The organism is Pseudoxanthomonas sp. 22568, assembly GCF_052044485.1.
GTDB lineage: Bacteria > Pseudomonadota > Gammaproteobacteria > Xanthomonadales > Xanthomonadaceae > Pseudoxanthomonas_A > Pseudoxanthomonas_A beigongshangi.
Genome location: NZ_JBQENC010000002.1, coordinates 214,692 through 235,135, shown reverse-complemented (window position 1 = coordinate 235,135; position 20,444 = coordinate 214,692). Strand labels below are relative to the sequence as shown.

Sequence of the window (20,444 nt, the reverse complement as noted above, 5' to 3'; positions counted from 1 at the left end):
CTGGCAGAAATGGATATCTGCCCTGCTGCTGGTGCCGGTGGTCGGTCGCGTATTGTCGTGTATGCGTTTCTGCCTTCCGAGCGCGAAAACATGCGCTCGGTTCACTGATGCGCCTTTCATTCCCGCCATACGCCAAGCCGCATGAGCCCGTTCATCATCCTGTCGCTGATTCTCCAGGTCGCCTGCTGCGTGCACGTCGTGCGCACCGGACGGCCGCTGTACTGGATCTTCATCCTGCTGCTGTTTTCGTACATCGCGGTGCTGGTGTACTTCATCGCCGAAGTGCTGCCGGATCTGCGCCACAACCCGTCGGCGCGCCGGGCCGCGCGCAGCGTGCGCTCGCGCATCGATCCCGAGCACGAGAAGCGCAAGGCGGATCGCAAGCTGGGGCTTTCCGATACACCGGAAACCCGTCGCCAACTGGCCGAGGAATGCCTGCGCAGCGGGGATTTCGCCCGCGCCGAGGATCTGTTCGGCAACGCGCTCAAGGGCCTGTACCGCACGGATCCGGACCTGATGCTCGGCCTGGCCAAGGCCCAGTACGGACAGGGCAAGGCACGCGAGACGCGCACGACCCTGGACGCGCTCATCGCCGCCAATCCGAACTTCCGGTCCTCAGACGGGCACCTGTTGTATGCGCGCGCCGTGGAAGACCTGGGCGATGCGACCGCCGCCCTGCACGAATACGAAGCCGTCGTGCAGGGCCATCCCGGCGAGGAGGCGCGTGCCCGCTATGGCCTGCTGCTCAAGCGCCAGGGCGATCTGGTTCGCGCCCGCGCGGTATTCCAGGAAATCCTGACCCGCTCCGACGCCCTGCCGAAGTACTACCAGCGCGATCAGCGCGAGTGGATCGCGTTGGCCCGCAACGAACTGGCCAACCTGCCCTCGTCCTGATTCAAGTAAAGAACGGCAGTCCTGGCTGTCTTACCGCGAATACTGCTAGCAAGCACTGCGTTGGAATGCCCTGGCGTTCGGGCCGAACCAACAAAGGGAGTCATTTCCGCTCAGAGCTGCCGGGTGTTCAATGATCGTTGCCCCTCAACGACGTGGATACACCCATGTTCGAAGCCATCGCCCAACTTCTGGCACATTGGCTTGACTTGTTCGGTCAGGCGGGCAGCCGCCGCGCATGGCCGATCATGGTCGGATTGCTCCTGTTGATTTCAATCTTGTGCGCGGTGGCATTCTGGACAAATTCCTGAGCCATGCCCGCCGCTTCACTTCCGGCGGCGCACATGGCGGCGTCCCGGATCTAAGCCTTGTCTTCCTCCTCCCGCGACGATTCGCCGCAGGCGCGGACGCGCCGACGGCGCTAGGATGAGATCGCCGGCACCGGCCGGCTCACGGGGGAAAACGTGATGGACCTGTTGCATCCATGGTGGCTGGTTCCGCTCATCCTGTTCGTCCTGCCGATGGTGGTGGGCCTGTTCTACAACCGCCTGCGCTGGCACCGGAACGGCGTCAACCAGAACTGGGTTCTGGGCCTGTTCGTCGGTGTCTGCTGGCTGGCCGCCATCATCGTCATCCTGAACAAGCTGCGCTGAGTCGCGGGCCTGCCGGCTAGACTGGGCGGCATGTTCGCCCTGCCGCCCGCGCCCGCCGTCGTGCCGTCCCTGCTGATCGGCTTCAGCGGTGGCCTGGATTCGACGGTCCTGCTGCACCGCCTCCATGCGGAACCGGCATTCCAGGGCGTCCTTCGCGCCATCCACGTCCATCACGGCCTGCAGCCGGCGGCCGACGACTGGGCCGCGCACTGCCAACGCACCTGCGATGCCTGGGAAGTTCCGTTGCGGATCGTGCATGTGCGGGTTTCCGCCGACGCCGGCCAGGGTATGGAGGCGGCCGCCCGCCACGCGCGCTATGCGGCGTTCGCCGAGGCGATGTCGTCCGGCGAGGTGCTGGTGACCGCGCATCACCTGCAGGACCAGGCGGAAACCTTCCTGCTGCGTGCCCTGCGGGCTTCGGGCGTGGACGGGCTGGTGGCGATGCGCGACTGGCGCGCCTTTGCCGGTGGATGGCATTGGCGCCCGCTGCTGGACACCTCGCGTGCCGTGCTTGAAAGCCATGCCAGCCAGCATGGTCTGGCGTGGATCGATGATCCGAGCAACCTGCACACCACCCACGACCGCAACTTCCTGCGCCGGCAGGTCATGCCGCTGCTGGAACAGCGTTGGCCGCATGCCGCGGCCGCATTCGCGCGCAGCGCTTCGTTGGCGCGGGAAACTGCCGACCTGCTCGATCGCGACGACGCGCTGGCGCTGGCGACAATCCGCACGCTGGATCCGGCGGCCTTGTCGGTGACCGCCCTGCTTGCGCTCCCGCCCGCGCGGCGCGCCCGCGTGCTGCGCCACTGGCTGTGCCAGCTGGAGCTGCCGCCCCTCCCCGCCGAAGGTGTGCGCCACATCGAGCGGGATCTGCTGGCCGCGACGGCGGACGACGAAGCCGAATTCAGCTGGCAGGGCGCGGTCGTACGCCGCTGGCGCGATCTGTTGCATGCCGAGTCGATGCGACCTCCACTGCCGGCCGACTGGCAAGTCGAATGGGACACGCACCAGCCCCTGCGGCTGCCAACCGGCGACCGGCTGGTCCTGGAAGGCGCGGCCTGGCCGACGCCGCTGCGGGTCGGCGCGCGCTTGGGCGGCGAGCGCCTGCGCCAGCCCGGTCGCGCGCACAGCCAGGCGCTGAAGAAGCTGCTGCAGGCCGACGGCATTCCCCCGTGGGAACGCCGCCTGCTGCCGCTGCTGCGGGACGCCGACGGCGAACTGCTCGCGGCCGGCGACCTGTTGCTGGATGCGCGCCTGGACGATTGGCTGCGCCGGCATGGGGCGAGCCTACGCTGGGAACGGGCAGCCACCCTGACCGCCGCGCGTTGACCTTCACGCGGCGGCTCCGCACACTTTCCCGCATGGCCAAGAAAAACACCCCCGACGCGTCCCCGGTGGCGAACTTCGAACAGTCGCTGGAAGAACTCGAACGCCTGGTCGACCGCATGGAACACGGCGACCTCAGCCTGGAAGACTCGCTGGCCGCCTATGAGCGCGGCGTCGGCCTGTACCGCCAGTGCCAGGCCGCGCTGGAACAGGCGGAACTGCGGGTCCGGCTGCTCAGCGATCCCGCCAATCCGGAAAGCGCCGAGCCGTTCGCGCCGCTGCCCGATGGCAACTGAGGCCCGCTTCGCGGCCTGGGCCGCGCGTACCGAAGCCACCCTCGATCAGGCCCTTCCGTCCCCCGACCAGGCACCCGGACGCCTCCACGCGGCCATGCGCCACGCCGTGCTCGGCGGCGGCAAACGCATGCGCCCCCTGCTGGTCTATGCCGCCGGCGCCGTTTCCGGCGTGCAGGAAGCCATGCTGGACGCGCCCGCCGCCGCGGTCGAACTGATCCACGCCTATTCGCTGGTCCACGACGATCTGCCGGCCATGGATGACGACGATCTGCGCCGGGGCCGGCCGACGGTGCACGTCGCCTTCGACGAGGCCACCGCCATCCTCGCCGGCGACGCCTTGCAGACGCGTGCTTTCGAAGTGCTGGCGCAGGCACCCGCCGACGCCGATATCCGGCTGGCCTGGGTGCAGGCGCTGGCCGGCGCCTCCGGCGTGGCCGGCATGTGCGGCGGGCAGGCCCTGGACATCGACGCCACCGGGCGCCAGCAGAGCCTGGAAGAACTGGCCCGCATGCACGCCTGGAAAACCGGCGCGCTCATTCGCGCGGCGGTCCGCCTCGGAGCCCTGGCCGGCCGTGCCGCGCCGGATGTCGTGGAACGCCTGGACGGATTCGCCTCCTCGCTGGGCCTGGCTTTCCAGATCCGCGACGACATCCTGGACGTGGAAGGCAGCTCCGAACAGCTCGGCAAGACCGCCGGCAAGGATGCGGCCCAGTCCAAGTCCACCTATCCGGCCCTGCTCGGCATGGACGGCGCCAAGGCGCGATTGAACGAACTCGACGCGTCGATGCGCGAAGCGCTGTCGCCATTCGGCGAGGCCGCCGATGCGCTGCGCGCGTTGGGCGAACTGGCGGTCCGCCGCGATCATTGAACGCGGCAATCCGCGCACAAAAAAAGGCCCGGTTTTACCGGGCCTTTTTCATTGACTCGCGAACTTCGCTTACTTGATCAGGCGCAGCGTCAGCGGATAGCGATAGGCTTCGCCGTTGTTGGCCTTGATCGCGGCGATGATGGTGAACACCAGCCAGGCGATGCCGACGATCACCATCAGCGGCAGCGTGATCAGCGCGCCGATGCCCAGGGTCACGATCGTCAGCAGGAACAGCGCCAGGAAGATGATGCCGACCGTGATGTTGAAGTTCAGCGCTTCCTTGCCCTGGTCATTGACGAAGGGCATGGTGTCCTTCTTGACCAGCCAGATGATCAGCGGACCGATGAAGCAGCCGAGGCTGCCGGCCCAACCCGAGGTGAGGATGCCGCCGACCAGCGCGGACAGGTGTGCGAACAGGGCCCATTGACGCTCTTCCGCACTCGGGCTTCCCGAAGTCGGCGGCGGCGGCGGTGCGGTGACGTTCTCGAACTCGCTCATGCGTGTATCCCCATTCCTTGTTGACGTTGATGGTATGGAACAATCCCGGCGGCCACTTTCGGGGCCCCGGGGGATCCTGTCAAGACACGTCAATCGGATCCGGCAACGGTCATGCGTCCGAGCAGGATGGAACCGCAGGCCACGTGCGAACGCGGATCGACGTCGTTTCCGACCGCCTCCACACCCGCGAACATCTGCTTGAGGTTGCCGGCGATGGTGATGCCGTCGACCGGATGGGCGAGTTCGCCGTTCTCCACCCAGAATCCGGCCGCGCCGCGGGAATAGTCGCCGGTCACCGGATTGACGCCCTGCCCCATCAGCTCTGTGATGACCAGGCCGCGTCCCATACCGCGCACCAGTTCCTCGAAGCCGCCGGCATTGGCCGAGACCTGCAGGTTGTGCACGCCACCGGCGTTGCCGGTGCTCTGCAACCCCAGCTTGCGCGCCGAATAGCTGCCCAGCAGGTAGCGCTCCAGCACGCCGTCGCGCACCAGTGGCGCATCGCGGGTGGCGACGCCCTCGGCGTCGAAGGCGGCCGAGCGCCAGCCATGGCGCAGGAACGGACGCTCCTCGATCGAGAACCACTCCGGGAAAACCCGCTGGCCGGCGTGATCCAGCAGGAAGCTGGCCCGCCGGTACAGCGCCGAACCGGCCACCGCGCCCAGCAGGTGGCCCACCAGCGATCGCGCCACCTCGGCGGCGAACAGGACCGGGTACTGGCCGGTGGCGACCGTGCGCGGTTCCAGCCGGGCGACGGTGCGCTCGGCCGCCTTGCGTCCGACCACCTGCGCCGCTTCCAGCGCGGACGCCGCCAGCGCCGTCGTGTACCAGCCGTCGCGCTGCATGCCATCGCCCTCGCCGGCGATCAGCGCGCAGCCCAGGGTGTGCTGGGTGCTGCGTTCACGTCCGACGAACCCGTGCGAATTCGCATATACCGAAAGACTCTCCGAACTGCCCACCGAGGCGCCGTCGGAATTGCCGATGCGCGAATCCGCCTCGCGCCCGGCGTTCTCGCAGGCCAGGGCCAGATCCAGCGCCTCGTCGGCCTGCACCGGCCAGGGATGCCAGAGGTCGAAATCGGGGAAGTCCGCCGCCATCCGGTCCACGTCGGCCAGCCCTGCGGCTTCGTCGTCCTCGGTGTAGCGGGCGATGGCGCAGGCCTGCTCGACCGTGGCCTCCAGGCTTTCCTCGCGCAGATCCGCGGTGCTGGCGCTGCCCTTGCGCCGGCCGAAGTAGACGGTCACGCCGATGCCGCGATCACGGGTCGATTCGACCGTCTCGACCTCGCCCAGGCGCACGTTGACGTTCAGCCCGCGCTCCTCGCTGCAACTGACCTCGGCCTGGCTGGCGCCACGCGCGCGGGCGGCTGCCAGCAGGCGCTGCGACAGCTCGGCGAGGGTATCCAGCCGGGCCAGACTGTCGTCGGCGGAAACGGTGATGGCGTTCAATGGCTTATCCTTATGCAATGCAGGAAGCCGGACGTCCCGGCCTCCCCCGTGAAAGATGTCCCGGCGCGCCGTGCAGGCACCGCCGCGTGACCGGCAACCGAGATCGACCATGCGCGGACGCGACCCCGAAACCGGCGAATTTTTTAGCCCCAGCCGTACCCAGCAGCGCGAGGAAGCGCTGGAGGTGCGCAGCCTGGCCGAACAACTGGTGGCGCTGACGCCGGCCCGCCTGGCGAAGCTGCCGATTCCCGAAGACCTGATGCCGCATATCCTGGAAACCCAGCGCATCACCTCGCATATCGCGCACAAGCGCCAGTTGCAGTACCTGGCCAAGCAGATGCGCCGCGAGGACGACGAAGTCCTGGCCGCGATCCGCGACGCGATGGACGAAGGCGGCGACGCGGCCCGGCGCGAGGCGGCGCAACTGCACCGTGCCGAGCAGTGGCGCGAACGCCTGCTCGCCGACGGCGACAGTGCGCTGGGCGAGCTGCTGGAGGAGTTCCCGCAGGCCGATCGCCAGCGCCTGCGCCAGCTGATTCGCAACGCCGGCGAGGAACGCGCGAAGAACAAGCCGCCGCATGCTTTCCGCGAACTGTTCCGCGAGATCCGCGAACTGCTCGCCGACGGTGACGACGCTCCCGGCGATACGGACACCGACGAAGACTGAGCCGCGTGCCGGCGCCCGCGCGGCGCCGCCCACCCGCCCGCGGTTCACGTGCGGGTGCCGCCCACCGTCAGGCCCTCGATCAGCAACGATGGCTGGCCGACGCCCACCGGCACGCTCTGTCCGTCCTTGCCGCACACGCCCACTCCGGCATCCAGCGCGAGATCGTGGCCGACCATGCTGACCTTCTGCATGGTTTCCGGTCCGTTGCCGATCAGGGTGGCGCCCTTGACCGGCGCGGTGACCTTGCCGTCCTCGATCAGGTAGGCCTCGGTGGCCGAGAACACGTACTTGCCGCTGGTGATGTCGACCTGCCCGCCGCCGAAATTGACCGCATACAGGCCCTTCTTCACCGAGCGGATCATCTCTTCCGGATCGTGCTGTCCGGCGAGCATGTAGGTGTTGGTCATGCGCGGCATCGGCAGGTGCGCGAACGATTCGCGGCGACCGTTGCCGGTCGGCGCCATGCCCATCAGGCGCGCGTTGAGCGTGTCCTGCATGTAACCAACCAGCACGCCATCTTCGATCAGCGTGGTGCAGTTGGTGGGCGTGCCTTCGTCGTCGATGTTGAGCGATCCGCGCCGGCCCGGCAGGGTGCCGTCGTCGACGATGGTCACGCCGGGCGAGGCGACCCGCTGGCCCATGCGGCCGGCGTAGACGCTGGTGCCCTTGCGGTTGAAATCGCCTTCCAGGCCGTGGCCGACGGCTTCGTGCAGCAGCACGCCAGGCCAGCCGGACGCCAGCACCACCGGCATGACGCCGGCCGGCGCATCGATGGCGTCCAGGTTCACCAGCGCCTGCCGCAATGCCTCGCGCGCCAGTTCCTCGGGGCGGCCGCCACCCAGCAGTTCGGCATAGGAATAGCGACCGCCCATGCCGGCGTAACCGGACTCGCGACGGCCGTTCTGCTCCACCAGCACCTGTACGTTCAGGCGCACCAGCGGACGCACGTCGGCGGCCAGCACGCCGTCGCTGCGCGCCACCAGCACGGTATCCAGGCCGCCTGACAGGCTCACGGTCACCTGCTGCACGCGCGGATCGGCCGCGCGCAGGAAACGGTCCACCGTGCGCAGCGCCTCGACCTTGGCGGCATTGTCCATCGCGTCGATGGGATCGTCCGCGCCGTAGAGCGCGCGTCCACCGCCCCGCACCAGCGCGCGTGGCGCATGCGCCGCGCCGTCACGGGCGATCGCGCGCGCCGAGCGCGCGGCGTCCAGCAAGGCGACCGAATTGATATCGTCGGAATAGGCGAAGCCGGTCTTCTCGCCCGAAATCGCCCGCACGCCGACACCCTGCTCGATCGAGTGCGCACCGTCCTTGACGATGCCGTCCTCCACCGTCCAGCTCTCGCGCCGGGCATGCTGGAAATAGAGATCGCCGAAATCGATACCCGGTCCCAGCAGCGCCCCGAAGGTGCGGTCCAGGCCGTGCTGGTCGAGGCCGGCAGGCAGCAGAAGGCGGGTTTCGGCGAGCGTCAGGGAAGCAGTCATGGCAGCAAGGTGGGGGTTGGGACGGGCCAGCGCAAGGCGGTGCGGGCGCCGCGGTTCAGGGCAGTCCGGCGCGCGCGGCCGAGGATGGCGCCTGTTCGCGTGATTGCTCGCGCGAAATGGCCTCCACCTTGGGTTCCTTCCAAGGACCAGTCACCCGATAGGTCTTGGCACCCATTTCGCCCAGCGGGCGCTTGAGCACCGCGTTGGCGACCGCGCCGACCGCCGCGCCCAACGGTCCGGCGGCCACCGCGCCGACCGCGGTCAGCACGTTGGCCGACTTGGGCAGCACATCCACCACCTGGTCGAATTGTTCGGCGCGCAGATCGGTCGTGCCGCCGATCCGGATCTCGGCGGCGGGACCGTCGATCACCAGCGCGTCGGTACGGGCCAGGCCGTTGCCCAGGGCCACCTCGCCTTCCATCCGGTTGAACGCGAATCCCTTGGAAAAGAAGTCGCTGAAATCCAGGGTCAGCCGGCGACGCAATTCGGCCACGCTCAACAGACCGAGCACGCGGCCCGCACCGGGCTCCAGTTCCAGCAGATGGCCATCGCGCGCATCCACGCCGACCTTGCCTTCCAGTTCGCTCAGCCGGAACGCGCCGGGACTGCCACGCCAGCCCGCGGTGGCCTGGACGGTGCCGTGGCCGCCGCGAATGCGGCCACCGTAGCCGGCATCGGCCAGCAGCGCGCCGAAATCGCGGCTCACCACCTTGGCCTGCAGTTGGGTCCGCGCATGCGCGCCCTTCCCCAGCCAGGTACCTGCCACGTCGATGTCGTGCTGCGGGGAACGCAACTGCAGCTGTTCGATCTGCATGCCGGCGGGCAACTGGCGCGTACGCAGGCGGGCGTTGCCGAGTTTCGCGCTGCCGACGCGCAGTTCATCGACGTCCAGCGACAGCGGCGGAATCGCCGACGGATCCAGGCCATCGTCGGCGGGTACCGGCGGCGCGCCGGGCATGCCGATCGGCGCGCCCGCGACCGCCCTGGTCGGGACCGTGGCCGCCGCGGTGGCGGTGCCGGCGGGCGACGCGTTCTGCCAATACAGGCGCGAGAGCCGCCCGACGATCGCGGCGCCCCGCGTCTCCGGCACCAGCAGGCCACCGGACAGCGCGGGACCTTCCAGGGTCACCGCCAGTGCATTGGGGGCCGGCGCCAGTTGCAGGCGCGTATCGGGGAACACCGATCCGATCATCAGCAGGCGCGTAGCGGTGACATCGACATGGCGCAACTTCAGGCCATCGTCGTCACCCTCGTCCTCGCCACCCTTGAACAGCGCGATCCAGTCCATCGCATCCAGTTGCCGCGTGCGGCCGCTGACGATCAACCCGGACGCGGGCGGAGCCTCGGCGACATTGTCGCTCCCCAGCACCACCCGCACGCCGGTCTGCTGGCCGTTGNGCGCGCGCAACGCCAGGCGCTGGCCGAACGCGACTTCGATCTGCCCGCTGCCCAGCGGCATCGAGGTGCGTACCACCGTCGGCAGCGCGGCGAATGCCGGTTTTTCCAGCGGTGCCGGCAGGCTCAGGGCGGTGCCGACCAGCTGCGAACGCAGCTGCAGCTGGCTGGGCGCGTTGCTGGCCGCGCCCTTGGGAATGGTGACCGCGACGTTCCAGTCCGAACGCCCTTCGATGTACGGCTTCAACCAGGCCATTTCCGGCGCGCGATCCAGCAGTTCCTTCGCATCCAGGCGCGCAGCGAGCTCGGCCTCGAACGCCTGCTGCGGATCCCGCGCGCCGCTGCCCGCGCGCAGCGACAGCACGCCGGGCTGGCCCTGCAACATCACCTTCATCGGTTCGGAAGCGAATCCGCCGTTGTCGTAGCGCGCCTTGCCGGTGACGTCGGTGAAGGCGAGGTTCCAGCGCTTTTCGGCCAGCTTCGCCGCGGTCAGTTCCACCTCGCCTTCCATCCGCTGACGGGTGGGCGAATCCTTCTTCAGCGGCTGCAGCAGATGGAAGCTGGCACGGGTGGCGCCGGAGGCTTCCAGATTGGCGAAGGTGTCGGCATGGGTTTTCTGCAACGGACTCTGCCGCAGCATCGCCAGCAGTTTCCCCGCATCGGTGTGCGTGTCGGCGTCGACACGCAGGTTGGATTCGCGGAAGTCCGCGATGCCGGCGCTGAAATGCTCGACCGCCACGCCGGCCAGGCTGCCGTGCCCGTCCAGCGAGAATCCGTTGCCGATGAAGGCGACATCCGCGTCCACCTGCTCCAGCGCCGGCCAGTCGCGCTGGAACCTGAACTGCCCGCCGTTGATGCGCGCGACCGCCTCGAAGCGGCCGTTGTTGCGGACGAAGGGCCAATCGTCGAGATCGCCCGAGACGATGGCGCGGCCATTGTTCACCTGGCCGCCGACCAGCGCCGCGTTGAGCCAGTCCACCGCCGCCTTGGGCATCTGGTGGTGAACCCAGAAGCGCTGCGCTGCGGGCACCGGCGCCTGATCGAGATCGGCGGCCAGATCGATCCACGGCCGGGTGCCGTCGTTCTGGAACCACAGGCCGCCGCGCACCTGCGCGCCGTAATCCTTGCCACGCACGCGCAACGCCGGAGTGCCGACGCGCCAGCCGGCGCCTTCGCGCCAACCGACGATTTCGCCATCGAGGGTGACGTCATGCACCACGCCGAAGCCGCTGGGCCAATTGAACTGCAGGCGCGATGCCGGTTTCAGGCGCAGGCGCAGGCCTTCGGCGTCGCCCTCGAAATCGCCCGCCAGCCCGCTCATTCCCGGCGCGCGGCCGACCGGCGCGAAGCCGACTTCCAGCAGTTCGCCGCTGGCGCGCAGGCCGCCCTGGCGATTGCCGGCGACCTCCACCCGTGCCAGCCGCGCGGTCGGACGTGCCTGGCCCAGCCAGCGGCGCATGTCGTCGCCGACCCGGTCGCTCAACCCCAGCACCGCGAACAGCGGCGCCGCATCCAGTTGGCGCGCGACCAGCGCGGTCTCGCGACCACCGGCCAGCAGCAGGCCGTCCAGCGTCTGCGTGCTTTCGCCACTGCCGACCCGCAGCAGCGGCGCATCCAGTCGCCAGCCGCTCCGGATCAGGCGCCAACGCAACCTGCCGTCCAGTTGTTCGAAGGCCGCGCGCGGCAGCGCCCCGCCCCCCACCAGCGGCGCACCGCGCAAGCCCAGCTTCTGCACGTGCGCCTCGGCGGTGACCATCACCACGCGATGCCGGTACAGGGATATCCAGCCTTGCAGCCGCCCGCTGCCGGAATCGGCCACCACACCCGCGTAGCGCAGCAGCGGCGACCACACGCCGATGTCGGCGGCGGTCACCTCGGCGTAGGCCTGGCCGTCGCCCTTGCGACGATTGAAATCGACAGCAACGTTGAGCGGCGCGCTATCGGCGCGGATGCGCGCACGCGCACCGACCCGCACGCGATCGCCGTTCACCCGCAAGCGCATGTCGATATCGGGCACCCGCAGTTGCCAGCCAATGGATGGCGCGTCGATGTCCAGGCGGCCGTCGATGATCTGCAGTTCGCCCAACCCCTCCAGGCTGGACAGCGGATCCCCGCCCGGCTGTTGCTGCCCAGGCAAGCCGCGCACCGACCAGGTGCCGTCGTCGGCGCGCTGCAGGGTCAGCGACAGGCCGCGCAGGCGCAGTTCGGTGAACGACCGGCCCGGCAGCAGGCCACCGTACATCGACACCAGCACCTCGGCCTGGCCGATACGGACGCCACCCTCACCCTCGCCGATCCGCAGCCCGTCCAGTTGCAGCAGCGGTCCGCGCCGGGTCCACTGGGTCTGCACCCGATCGAATGCCACCGTTCGCCCGGCCCGCTCGCTCAACCACGCGGCGACACGCTCGGGATGACGTTCGGCCAGCGGCAGCACCTGGCTGGCGATGCCCAGCACCACCGCCATGCACACCAGCACGATCGCGATGCCATAGACGGCACCACGTCGGGCCAGGCGCAAGCGGCGGCGCATCGGGGTGGGCATCAGGCTTTTGCCGGGAGTGGGGAATCGGGAATTGAGAATCGGCAAAGCGGACTCCGCACCGCTGTTGTCTTCCGCGCATGGAAATCGTTGCCGTTCAAGCGCGATGCGCTCTCACGATTCCCGATTCCCCATTCCCGATTCCCGTCAAAGCAGCACAACATCGAACTGCTCCTGCAGGTATTGCTCGTCGGCCTGGAAGCGGATCGACTTGCCTAGGAATTCCTCCAGTTCCGCCACGGATTGCGATTCCTCGTCGGTAATGCGTGCCACCACCTTGGGCGAGGCGATCACCAGCAGGCGGGCGGCCTCGAACTGGCGCACGGCGCGGGTGATCTCGCGGAAGATTTCGTAGGTGACGGTTTCGGCGGTCTTGATGCTGCCGCGGCCACCGCACTCCGGGCATGGCTCGGACAGCTGCCGTTCCAGGCTTTCGACCGTGCGCTTGCGGGTCATTTCGACCAGGCCCAGCGGCGAGAACTCGTACACCGTGGTCTTGGCGTGATCGCGCGAGAGCGCCTTCTCCAGCGTACGCAGCACCTGGCGGCGATGCTCGGGATCGTCCATGTCGATGAAATCGATGATGATGATGCCGCCGAGATTGCGCAGGCGCAGTTGCCGCGCCACCGCCTGCGCCGCCTCCAGGTTGGTGCGGTAGACGGTTTCCTCCAGGTTGCGCTGGCCGAGGAAGGAACCGGTGTTCACGTCGATGGTGGTCATCGCCTCGGTCTGGTCGATGACCAGGTAGCCACCGGATTTCAGCGGCACTTCCTTGTCCAGCGCGCGGCCGATTTCGTCTTCCACCCCATACAGATCGAAGATGGGACGTTCGCCGCTGTAATGCTCGATGCGCTCGGCCAGGACCGGCATGTACTTGGCCGCGAACGCCTGCAGCCGCTCGCTGGTCTCGCGTGAATCCACCCGTACCTTCTCGACATCGCGCCGCATCAGGTCGCGCACCGCGCGCAGCGGCAGGGTCAGGTCCTCGTAGATGCAGGTACCCACCGCGGCATCGCGGCTGCGCTGTTCCACCAGCGCCCAGACCCGCGCCAGGTAGGAAATGTCCTCGGCCAGCGCCTCGGCCGGCTGGCCCTCGGCATTGGTGCGGATGATGTAGCCATGACCGCCATGCGCCGCCGCAAGATCGCTCACCAGCGATTTCAGGCGCTGGCGTTCGGCCTCGTCCTCGATGCGTGCCGACACCCCGACCACCTTCGACTGGGGCAGCAGCACCAGGTAGCGCGAGGGAATGCTGATCTGGGTGGTCAGGCGCGCGCCCTTGCTGCCGATGGGATCCTTGACCACCTGCACCACCACGTCCTGGCCGTCGCGCAGCAGGTCCATGATCGGCACCGACGGCGGCGGCGGCAGCGGCGTCTCCACCGCCTCGCCGTTGGCGACCGGCGCCGGGCGCACGATGTCGTTGGCGTGCAGGAACGCCGCGCGATCCAGGCCGACCTCGACGAACGCCGCCTGCATGCCCGGCATCACCCGCTGCACCTTGCCCTTGTACAGGTTGCCGACCACGCCCCGGCGCCAGCCGCGCTCGATGTGCAGTTCCTGCAGCATGCCGTTCTCGATGACGGCCACGCGGGTTTCGCGGGGGGTGACATTGACCAGGATTTCTTCGCTCATGTCACCGTCCGTTGGAAGGATAAAGAAGGGGAGCGACGGCGGGCGGCCAGCGCCGCGCCTGCCGTCATGCCAGCACTCCGAACGCGCGCAGCAGGCGGGCGGTCTCGTGCAGGGGCAGCCCCATCACGCCCGAGAAGCTGCCCGAGAGTCGGGTCACGTACTGTTCGGCGCGGCCCTGGATGCCGTAGGCCCCGGCCTTGCCCATCGCCTCGCCGCTGCCGACATAGGCGGCGATGTCCGCGTCCGAAAGCTCGGCGAAGCTCACTTCGGAAATGGACACCGCCTGCTCCTCGCGGCCGGCGTCGACCACCGAGACCGCCGAGATCACCTGGTGGGTCCGGCCCGACAGCCGGCGCAGCATGGCGGCCGCGTCATCGGCATCGGCCGGCTTGCCGAACACCTCGTCGTCCAGGATCACCTCGGTGTCCGCCCCCAGCACCACCGCGCCCGGCACGGTCATCACCTTCAGCAGTCCGGCCCCGGCCTTTTCGCGCGCCACCCGGCGCACGTAATCTTCGGCGGACTCGCCCGGCTGGCGGTGTTCGGGGATATCCAGATCAATGCGCCCGAAGGTCAGCCCCAGGCGGGTCAGGAGTTCGGCGCGGCGGGGGGATTGGGAGGCCAGATGCAGCATCGGGAAAGAATAACCTGAGGCGACTGACTGAACGCCGGTTGAGTGTTCCCGTGGACGGCGAAACCCGATTCGACTCACAACGCGTTCATCGTGTACTGAACACGCTTCACTCCCACTGGCCCCCGGCCACCGACGCATACAAGGAGATCCCATGCGCCACCACCCGTTCCGCCCGCTGCTGCTCGCCCTGTCCCTGGCCCTAGGAACCGTCACGATGACCGCCCAAGCCCAGACCGCCCCCGCTTACACCGTGCCCGCCGACGGCACCCTGCTGAACGTGTCGGCGCAGGCCGAGGCGTCGCGCGTGCCCGACGTGGCGACCCTGTCCGCCGGCGTGGTCACCCAGGCCGCCGACGGCAACGCCGCCATGCGCCAGAACGCCGAGCAGATGGCCAAGGTGGTCGCCGCCATCAAGGCCGCGGGCATCCCCGAGAAGGACGTCCAGACCAGCGGCATCAGCCTCAACCCGCAGTACCGCTACGCCGAGAACGAACCGCCGAAGATCACCGGCTACCAGGCCAGCAACACGGTCAGCCTGAAGGTCCGCGACATCGCCAAGCTGGGCAAGGTGCTGGACGCGCTGGCCGCGGTGGGCGCCAACCAGATCAACGGCCCCAGCTTCGAAATCGACCAGCCCGAGCCGGTCTACGACGAAGCCCGCCTGGCCGCGCTGAAGAAGGCCCAGGCCCGCGCCGAGACCTATGCCAAGGCGTTGGGCCTGCGGGTCCGCCGCATCGTCAGCATCTCCGAGGGTGGCGGCGGTTTCCGCCCGGTGCCGATGATGGCGATGGCGATGGACGCCAAGGCCGGCCGGATGGAGTCCACCCCGGTGTCCCCGGGCGAGACCACCTTGTCGGTGAACCTGGACGTGGTGTTCGAACTGGGCCGCTGAGCCCCGCCACCCCGCTCCACGCAACGGCGCCTCCTGGCGCCGTTGCCGTTTTCGGCGTCCGGAACGGCATTCGACCTTGGTCGCCCCCCTCTTGCGGCCACCACACGGCGGAGTACAGTCTGGAACTGCGGCGCGGGGGCGTTGCAACCCCACTCCTCGCGGCCAAGCGTTGTTCCTGTCACAGCCCTTCAGGAGGTGGACCATGGTTCGCGCACTACCCTTCCGCACCCCGACCCGTCTGGACATCGGCCGCATCCTGGCCATCGCCGCGGCCATCGCCCTGCACGTGTTCGCCCTCCTCCTGCTGCTGATGCCGATGGCGGCGCCGCAACTGGCGCCCACCGTGGCTCCCAAGCCCGTCATCCGCTGGATCGAACGAGAGAAACCGATAGAACCGATTCCGGTCGAGATCACCAAGAAGCAGCAGGTAATCGAAACCAAGCCGCAGCCGTCTCCCCGGGTGCAACCGAAAGACACCACGCCCATCACCGATACACCGGTCATCGTCGATGGCGGTACCGAACCGGCGATCGTCACGCAGGCCAGCGATAGCCTGACGGACGCGGTGGGACCGGTGGTTCCCAGTGGCCCGATCGCCGCCAGCCACCTGGAATACATCAGTGCACCCGCACCACGTTATCCGCCGGAACTGGTCCGCATCGGTTTCACCGGCACCGTGATGCTGCGCGTACTGGTGGACGTGGATGGCACACCGCTGGAGGTCACCATCGAAAGCAGCAGCGGCAACCGCAAGCTGGATCGCGAAGCCAGCCAGCACGTGCTGAAAAAATGGCGCTTCAAACCCGCGCTTCAGAACGGCGTCGCGGTGCAGGCCTACGGCATCGTTCCGATTGCTTTCACGTTGCAGTAGCCCCAAGCACAATGCGCACAAAGGCCCGCTTCGGCGGGCCTTTTTCTTGTTCGCGCTCGTTTGCCATCGGATCTGCCAGAAAAGCCTCGCAGCTGGCCGCATTTCAATGTCAGTTGACCGGAGCTCGGGCGCCGCATAGAAATCGGCTTGCGGCCTAGCCCGTCTTTCATTGCTGAATCAAGGGACTCGTGAGAACAAACACCCTCTCTCTCCTACTGCTTTCCGCTGTCCTCGTGCTGGGCATGGGTGCGTGCAGGCGCGACGGCGACAAAGTGCACGACGATGGAGTACCCCTGCTCACGACTCCGCTCGCAATCGATGGCGTATCGCCGGATTCCGTCGATACGACCACGCTGGCCAGAAGTATCGCCGCGCCAGTTGTCCATCCCAACGTGGCTGCACTGCCCAGGAATCCATTCCCCGACGTGCCTCGACGTCGGGACGGACTCGATTTCGAGACCGATCCCTTTGGCCCCACCAGCCATGCAGAGCAGAGATGGCTGGACGATCACGGATTTCCCAATGTGGGGCAATGGGAAACCTACCTCACCGCATCGGATGCATTGCTGGAGCAGGTCGCGGGTTCCGGGGATCCTGTGGCAAGGACCATCCTGGACATGCGCCTGCTCCCGGTGGATCCCCAGGCCAGGACTCGACTGTTCCATGCCGGCGCGGAAGGCAATCTCTTCGCGCTCAACAGCCTGGCCGCCTACCTGGCGGGGAGCAAGGATGGCGATCTGCAGGCCGCCTATTCCATTTCACGGGTAGCGGAAATGCGGGGTGATTCCCGTGTTGCGATGGCGCGCGAGGTCATGATGAGGCGAAGGCTGGACGACATCGAACGCATGCAGGCGGAAGCCGAGGCGATTCGCATGAATCACCAACTGGATCGCCTGTACCGGCAAAAGCATGGCGCGAATCCTCCTCCTCCCGTCCGCAGGCCGATCGCGGAACTGGAGCATTGACGGCGGCCGGCACGTCCGGTGGTCCAGCTCAGGCGCGGTGATACGGATGATTCGCCAGCATCGCCGCGGCGCGGTAGATCTGCTCTGCCACCACCAGCCGCACCAGCATGTGCGGCAGGGTCAGCGGGCTCAGTGACCACTTCTCGTGCGCGGCGGCCAGCACGTCGGCGGCGTGGCCTTCCGGGCCCCCGATCAGGAAGGCGAGATCCCGCCCCTGTCCGCGCCAGTGTTCCATGCGTTGCGCCAGTTGTTCTGAGGAATACGGTTTTCCGGTGACTTCCAGCGCCACGATGTGGGCGTTCTTCGGGATTGCTGCCAACACACGCTTGCCCTCGTCCTCGATGGCGCGCTGCGGGTCCCGGCCCTTGCCGCGCAGGCCGGGCTCGATTTCCACCAGTTCGAACGGCAGCCAGTGCGAAAGGCGCTTCTGGTATTCGGCGAAGCCCTGCGCCACCCAGGCCGGGGCGCGTTCGCCGGTGGCGATCAACCTGCTCTTCATCCCGCAATGATACCGGCGCCACGCTTTCGTCGGACCGCATGCAAGCGTCATGCCTTTGTCATCCAGCGGTTACACGCAGTGCCTAGCGTCACCGGCTCCCCGCCAGCTGGAGTCGCATGATGACCGTCTTCGATCCTGCCCGCCGCAACGTCCTCAAGGGCAGTGCCGCCGCCATGGCCATGGGCGCCATGGGCAGCCTGGGCGCGCTGTATTCGCGCCAGGCCCTCGCCGCCACCGAATCGGTGCGGCTGTCCCCCGTTCCCAGTCGCTACGGGCCCATCGCGCCCGTCGCCGACCGCACCACCGGCCTGCCGCTGCTGCAATTGCCGCGCGGTTTCAGCTATCGCTCGTTCGGCTGGACCGGCGATCGCATGGACGACGGCCAGCCCTGCCCGGATCGCCATGACGGCATGGCCGTGGTCGCCACCCGGATCGCGCGCCCGGGCCGCGGGCACGGATACGGACGTGGCCATGGCCACGGTGGGCTGGAATACGTGCTGATCCGCAACCACGAACGTGGCGCGGGCGCCCCCATCCAGGCGCCTGGCATGTACGACACCGGCCTCGTCGACGGCAGCCAGGTGGCCGGTGGCGGCACCACCACCCTCACCTACCGTGCCGGTACCGGCTGGAACGCGCTGGAGCCCAGCCTGGGCGGCACCCTGGTGAATTGCGCCGGCGGCCTGACCCCTTGGGGCACCTGGCTGAGCTGCGAGGAAATCAAGACCGATGCCACCTCCAGCGCCGGCCGCAAACACGGCTACGTGTTCGAGGTGGATCCGGACAACGAGCGCACCACCGGCCGGCCGCTGGTCGGCCTGGGCCGTTTCAGCCACGAGGCGGTCGCGGTGGATCCGCGCACCGGCATCGTCTACCTGACCGAAGACGACCGCAACAAGGCCGGGCTGTACCGTTTCGTCCCCAACGATCGGCGAGGCCGCAACGGCTCGCTGGAAAATGGCGGCCGCCTGCAGGCCGCGCGCGTGCGCGGCAAGCGCAACGCCGACCTCACCGTGGCCAGCATCGGCGACCGCTACCAGTTGGAATGGGTCGACGTGCCGGAACCGGACCTGGACACCATCGCCGCCCCGGCCGGCTTCCCCGACATCTCCGCCGGCGAGACCCTCAGCGGTCCGTTCGCCCAGGCCTGGAGCGAGGGCGCGCTGCGCATGAGCCGCGGCGAGGGCATCTGGTACAGCTACGGCAAGATGTTCATCGTCGACACCAGCACCGGCGTCGATGCGCAGGGCCGCAAGGGACGTGGCAACGGCGCGGTATGGGTGCTGGATCTGTTCACCCAGCAGATCAAGGCGCTGTTCGTCAGTGGCCACCAGCTGGCCGCGCACAATCCGGACAACATCACCGTGAGCGCGCGCGGCGGCGTGGTGCTGTGCGAGGACGGCGGCGAGAGTCCGGACGAGTACGGCCCCGGCGCGCGCCTGATCGGCCTGACCCGGGCCGGTGAATCGTTCTACCTGTGCAAGAACAACATACAGGTGACTTCGACCCAGATCGCCAACGCCGGCAAGACGATCGAGGAAGGCGACTACCGCGAAAGCGAGTTCTGCGGCGCCTGCTGGGATCCGCTGTCACGCACGCTGTTCGTCAACATCCAGACCCCGGGCATCACCTTCGCGATTACCGGGCCGTGGGAGCGCGGGCCGCTTTGAGGCGCGACGCACACCACGTAAACGACAACGGCGCCTTTCGGCGCCGTTGTTTCATCGCGGAACCGAAAGCCGCTTACAGGCGATCTTCCGCACCGGTTTCGACTTCGTCCTGCTCCGGCGGCTGGTCGCCCACCGTCCACAGCCGCTCCAGCGCGTAGAACTCGCGCACGCGCGGCAGCATGATGTGGACGATCACGTCGCCCAGGTCCACCAGCACCCACTCGGCCTCGCGCTCGCCTTCCACGCCCAGCGGCATGACGTCGAGCTTCTTGGCGAACTTGACCACTTCGTCGGCGATCGACTTGACGTGGCGGGTGGAGGTGCCGGACGCAATCACCAGGAAATCGGCGACGCTGGACTTGCCGCGCACATCGATTTCAACGACATCCTTGGCTTTCAGTTCTTCCACCGCCGCGTGCACGTTGGCGAGCAGGACCGGCACGGCCGGCGGGGGGCTGGGAAGACGGGTCTTGATGACTTGCGCTTGGCTGGACAAAGGTCTGGTGACTCCGGGAACTCGGCACCGATTATACCGGACCGTCCGCCGCCGCCGACGTGAAGTAGAGCCGTTCGTCCGCGATATAGGCGGCCACGGCGGGCGGGACCAGTCCCTCCCAGGGCCAGCCTTCGGCGATCCGCCGGCGTACGTCGCTGGCCGACTCCGGCTGCAACGGCTGGTGCAGCCGGTGTATCCGCCCCGCGGGAGACGCACGCAGGTCGCCGGCATCGGCGGTCCAGCGTTCGGCAATCGTGGCGGCGAGTTCAACCGGCAATTCGCCGTCCAGCGGACTGCCCGGGCGTTCGGCGACCACGAAGTGCGCCAGTTCGAACAGTTCCCGCCATTCGTGCCAGGTGGGCAGTCCGACCAGGCTGTCGGCTCCCACCAGCCAGGCAATCGGGGTACGCGCGCCGAGCTCGCCACGCAATTCGCGCAGGGTGTCCACTGTGTAAGAGCGACGTTCCGGCTGGCGCAGCGCGCGGCGCAGTTCGCGCCGTTCGACATGCAGTCCGGCCTCGCCGTCGATGGCCAGTTCCAGCATGCGCGCGCGCTGCGCCGCGTTGGCGCCCGGCGGGGCGCGATGCGGCGGATCCGCCGCGGGCGTGAGCGCGACCAGGGTGTCGAGTTCGTCGCGGGCCGCCCGCGCAATGGCCAGATGCCCGTTGTGGACGGGATCGAAGGTGCCGCCGTAGAAAAGGTGGAGCATGCGGT

Annotated in this window: 20 protein-coding genes; 11 read left to right on the top strand and 9 right to left on the bottom strand. The window is 68.2% G+C overall.

Annotated elements, in window-relative coordinates; translation table 11 throughout:
- Positions 1-141 precede the first annotated feature (141 nt).
- The 6 genes from ACTJI2_RS03445 (at position 142) to ACTJI2_RS03420 (ending at position 4,034) form a co-directional block, all read left to right on the top strand.
- Positions 142-894: a tetratricopeptide repeat protein gene (locus ACTJI2_RS03445; protein WP_440841128.1), complete on the top strand. Its 753-nt coding sequence runs from the start codon at positions 142-144 to the stop codon at positions 892-894.
- A 164-nt stretch (positions 895-1,058) separates the two neighbouring features.
- Entirely contained in the window at positions 1,059-1,202 is a 144-nt protein-coding gene (locus ACTJI2_RS03440; protein WP_183643198.1) for a hypothetical protein, read from the top strand.
- A 156-nt stretch (positions 1,203-1,358) separates the two neighbouring features.
- Positions 1,359-1,544: a hypothetical protein gene (locus tag ACTJI2_RS03435; RefSeq protein ID WP_183643201.1), complete on the top strand. Its 186-nt coding sequence runs from the start codon at positions 1,359-1,361 to the stop codon at positions 1,542-1,544.
- A gap of 30 nt (positions 1,545-1,574) precedes the next feature.
- Positions 1,575-2,873: a tRNA lysidine(34) synthetase TilS gene (gene tilS / locus ACTJI2_RS03430; RefSeq protein WP_440841125.1), complete on the top strand. Its 1,299-nt coding sequence runs from the start codon at positions 1,575-1,577 to the stop codon at positions 2,871-2,873.
- 32 nt (positions 2,874-2,905) lie between these two features.
- The gene (locus ACTJI2_RS03425; RefSeq protein WP_183643207.1) at positions 2,906-3,166 is read left to right on the top strand and encodes an exodeoxyribonuclease VII small subunit; all 261 of its coding nucleotides are present in this window, start codon (positions 2,906-2,908) and stop codon (positions 3,164-3,166) included.
- On the top strand, positions 3,156-4,034 hold the full coding sequence (locus tag ACTJI2_RS03420) for a polyprenyl synthetase family protein (RefSeq protein WP_440841123.1): 879 nt from the start codon (positions 3,156-3,158) through the stop codon (positions 4,032-4,034). Before ACTJI2_RS03425 ends, ACTJI2_RS03420 begins: the two co-directional genes overlap by 11 nt.
- 69 nt (positions 4,035-4,103) lie before the next feature.
- On the opposite strand, the gene ACTJI2_RS03415 is transcribed toward ACTJI2_RS03420, so the two are convergent.
- Together ACTJI2_RS03415 and pmbA are read right to left on the bottom strand one after the other, a co-directional pair.
- Positions 4,104-4,532: a DUF4870 domain-containing protein gene (locus ACTJI2_RS03415; RefSeq protein ID WP_183643213.1), complete on the bottom strand. Its 429-nt coding sequence runs from the start codon at positions 4,530-4,532 to the stop codon at positions 4,104-4,106.
- Positions 4,533-4,621: 89 nt separating this feature from the next.
- Positions 4,622-5,980, bottom strand: coding sequence for a metalloprotease PmbA (gene pmbA, locus ACTJI2_RS03410; protein WP_440841121.1), 1,359 nt, complete (start codon positions 5,978-5,980; stop codon positions 4,622-4,624).
- Positions 5,981-6,089: 109 nt separating this feature from the next.
- Between pmbA and yjgA the strand changes: the two genes are divergently transcribed.
- Complete coding sequence (yjgA, locus tag ACTJI2_RS03405) at positions 6,090-6,647, top strand: ribosome biogenesis factor YjgA (RefSeq protein ID WP_440841120.1); 558 nt, start codon at positions 6,090-6,092, stop codon at positions 6,645-6,647.
- A 44-nt stretch (positions 6,648-6,691) separates the two neighbouring features.
- Here yjgA and tldD read toward each other — a convergent pair whose 3' ends face one another.
- The 4 genes from tldD to ACTJI2_RS03385 all read right to left on the bottom strand — a co-directional run bounded on the left by tldD (position 6,692) and on the right by ACTJI2_RS03385 (position 14,337).
- Positions 6,692-8,134, bottom strand: a complete 1,443-nt coding sequence (tldD, locus tag ACTJI2_RS03400; protein WP_440841118.1) for a metalloprotease TldD — start codon at positions 8,132-8,134, stop codon at positions 6,692-6,694.
- Positions 8,135-8,189: 55 nt separating this feature from the next.
- On the bottom strand, positions 8,190-12,071 hold the full coding sequence (locus ACTJI2_RS03395) for a YhdP family protein (protein WP_440841117.1): 3,882 nt from the start codon (positions 12,069-12,071) through the stop codon (positions 8,190-8,192).
- A gap of 144 nt (positions 12,072-12,215) precedes the next feature.
- The gene (rng, locus tag ACTJI2_RS03390; RefSeq protein WP_183643226.1) at positions 12,216-13,703 is read right to left on the bottom strand and encodes a ribonuclease G; all 1,488 of its coding nucleotides are present in this window, start codon (positions 13,701-13,703) and stop codon (positions 12,216-12,218) included.
- Positions 13,704-13,767: 64 nt separating this feature from the next.
- Positions 13,768-14,337 (bottom strand): Maf family protein, encoded by a 570-nt coding sequence (locus ACTJI2_RS03385; protein WP_183643229.1) that lies wholly within the window; start codon positions 14,335-14,337, stop codon positions 13,768-13,770.
- 151 nt (positions 14,338-14,488) lie between these two features.
- Between ACTJI2_RS03385 and ACTJI2_RS03380 the strand changes: the two genes are divergently transcribed.
- From ACTJI2_RS03380 to ACTJI2_RS03370, 3 genes are all read left to right on the top strand, one after another.
- Complete coding sequence (locus ACTJI2_RS03380) at positions 14,489-15,229, top strand: SIMPL domain-containing protein (RefSeq protein ID WP_183643231.1); 741 nt, start codon at positions 14,489-14,491, stop codon at positions 15,227-15,229.
- A gap of 202 nt (positions 15,230-15,431) precedes the next feature.
- Positions 15,432-16,100 carry a TonB family protein gene (locus ACTJI2_RS03375; RefSeq protein ID WP_440841114.1) on the top strand — a complete coding sequence of 223 codons (669 nt, stop codon included), beginning with the start codon at positions 15,432-15,434 and terminating at the stop codon, positions 16,098-16,100.
- 188 nt (positions 16,101-16,288) lie between these two features.
- Positions 16,289-17,065, top strand: coding sequence for a hypothetical protein (locus tag ACTJI2_RS03370; RefSeq protein WP_440841113.1), 777 nt, complete (start codon positions 16,289-16,291; stop codon positions 17,063-17,065).
- Positions 17,066-17,093: 28 nt separating this feature from the next.
- On the opposite strand, the gene rlmH is transcribed toward ACTJI2_RS03370, so the two are convergent.
- Positions 17,094-17,564, bottom strand: a complete 471-nt coding sequence (rlmH, locus tag ACTJI2_RS03365; protein WP_440841111.1) for a 23S rRNA (pseudouridine(1915)-N(3))-methyltransferase RlmH — start codon at positions 17,562-17,564, stop codon at positions 17,094-17,096.
- A gap of 119 nt (positions 17,565-17,683) precedes the next feature.
- On the opposite strand from rlmH, the gene ACTJI2_RS03360 reads away from it, so the two are divergent.
- Positions 17,684-19,234: an alkaline phosphatase PhoX gene (locus ACTJI2_RS03360; protein ID WP_203321571.1), complete on the top strand. Its 1,551-nt coding sequence runs from the start codon at positions 17,684-17,686 to the stop codon at positions 19,232-19,234.
- 73 nt (positions 19,235-19,307) lie between these two features.
- On the opposite strand, the gene rsfS is transcribed toward ACTJI2_RS03360, so the two are convergent.
- The gene (gene rsfS, locus ACTJI2_RS03355) at positions 19,308-19,730 is read right to left on the bottom strand and encodes a ribosome silencing factor (protein ID WP_183643244.1); all 423 of its coding nucleotides are present in this window, start codon (positions 19,728-19,730) and stop codon (positions 19,308-19,310) included.
- A gap of 31 nt (positions 19,731-19,761) precedes the next feature.
- Positions 19,762-20,439, bottom strand: a complete 678-nt coding sequence (gene nadD / locus ACTJI2_RS03350) for a nicotinate-nucleotide adenylyltransferase (RefSeq protein WP_440841108.1) — start codon at positions 20,437-20,439, stop codon at positions 19,762-19,764.
- Positions 20,440-20,444 lie beyond the last annotated feature (5 nt).

What these genes read in the sequence shown, in the direction of transcription:
- ACTJI2_RS03445 (WP_440841128.1), top strand. Translation starts at nt 142, where the DNA reads ATGAGCCCGTTCATCATCCTGTCGCTGATTCTCCAGGTCGCCTGCTGC.
- ACTJI2_RS03440 (WP_183643198.1), top strand. Translation starts at nt 1,059, where the DNA reads ATGTTCGAAGCCATCGCCCAACTTCTGGCACATTGGCTTGACTTGTTC.
- ACTJI2_RS03435 (WP_183643201.1), top strand. Translation starts at nt 1,359, where the DNA reads ATGGACCTGTTGCATCCATGGTGGCTGGTTCCGCTCATCCTGTTCGTC.
- tilS (WP_440841125.1), top strand. Translation starts at nt 1,575, where the DNA reads ATGTTCGCCCTGCCGCCCGCGCCCGCCGTCGTGCCGTCCCTGCTGATC.
- ACTJI2_RS03425 (WP_183643207.1), top strand. Translation starts at nt 2,906, where the DNA reads ATGGCCAAGAAAAACACCCCCGACGCGTCCCCGGTGGCGAACTTCGAA.
- ACTJI2_RS03420 (WP_440841123.1), top strand. Translation starts at nt 3,156, where the DNA reads ATGGCAACTGAGGCCCGCTTCGCGGCCTGGGCCGCGCGTACCGAAGCC.
- ACTJI2_RS03415 (WP_183643213.1), bottom strand. Translation starts at nt 4,532, where the DNA reads ATGAGCGAGTTCGAGAACGTCACCGCACCGCCGCCGCCGCCGACTTCG.
- yjgA (WP_440841120.1), top strand. Translation starts at nt 6,090, where the DNA reads ATGCGCGGACGCGACCCCGAAACCGGCGAATTTTTTAGCCCCAGCCGT.
- tldD (WP_440841118.1), bottom strand. Translation starts at nt 8,134, where the DNA reads ATGACTGCTTCCCTGACGCTCGCCGAAACCCGCCTTCTGCTGCCTGCC.
- rng (WP_183643226.1), bottom strand. Translation starts at nt 13,703, where the DNA reads ATGAGCGAAGAAATCCTGGTCAATGTCACCCCCCGCGAAACCCGCGTG.
- ACTJI2_RS03385 (WP_183643229.1), bottom strand. Translation starts at nt 14,337, where the DNA reads ATGCTGCATCTGGCCTCCCAATCCCCCCGCCGCGCCGAACTCCTGACC.
- ACTJI2_RS03380 (WP_183643231.1), top strand. Translation starts at nt 14,489, where the DNA reads ATGCGCCACCACCCGTTCCGCCCGCTGCTGCTCGCCCTGTCCCTGGCC.
- ACTJI2_RS03375 (WP_440841114.1), top strand. Translation starts at nt 15,432, where the DNA reads ATGGTTCGCGCACTACCCTTCCGCACCCCGACCCGTCTGGACATCGGC.
- rlmH (WP_440841111.1), bottom strand. Translation starts at nt 17,564, where the DNA reads ATGAAGAGCAGGTTGATCGCCACCGGCGAACGCGCCCCGGCCTGGGTG.
- ACTJI2_RS03360 (WP_203321571.1), top strand. Translation starts at nt 17,684, where the DNA reads ATGACCGTCTTCGATCCTGCCCGCCGCAACGTCCTCAAGGGCAGTGCC.
- nadD (WP_440841108.1), bottom strand. Translation starts at nt 20,439, where the DNA reads ATGCTCCACCTTTTCTACGGCGGCACCTTCGATCCCGTCCACAACGGG.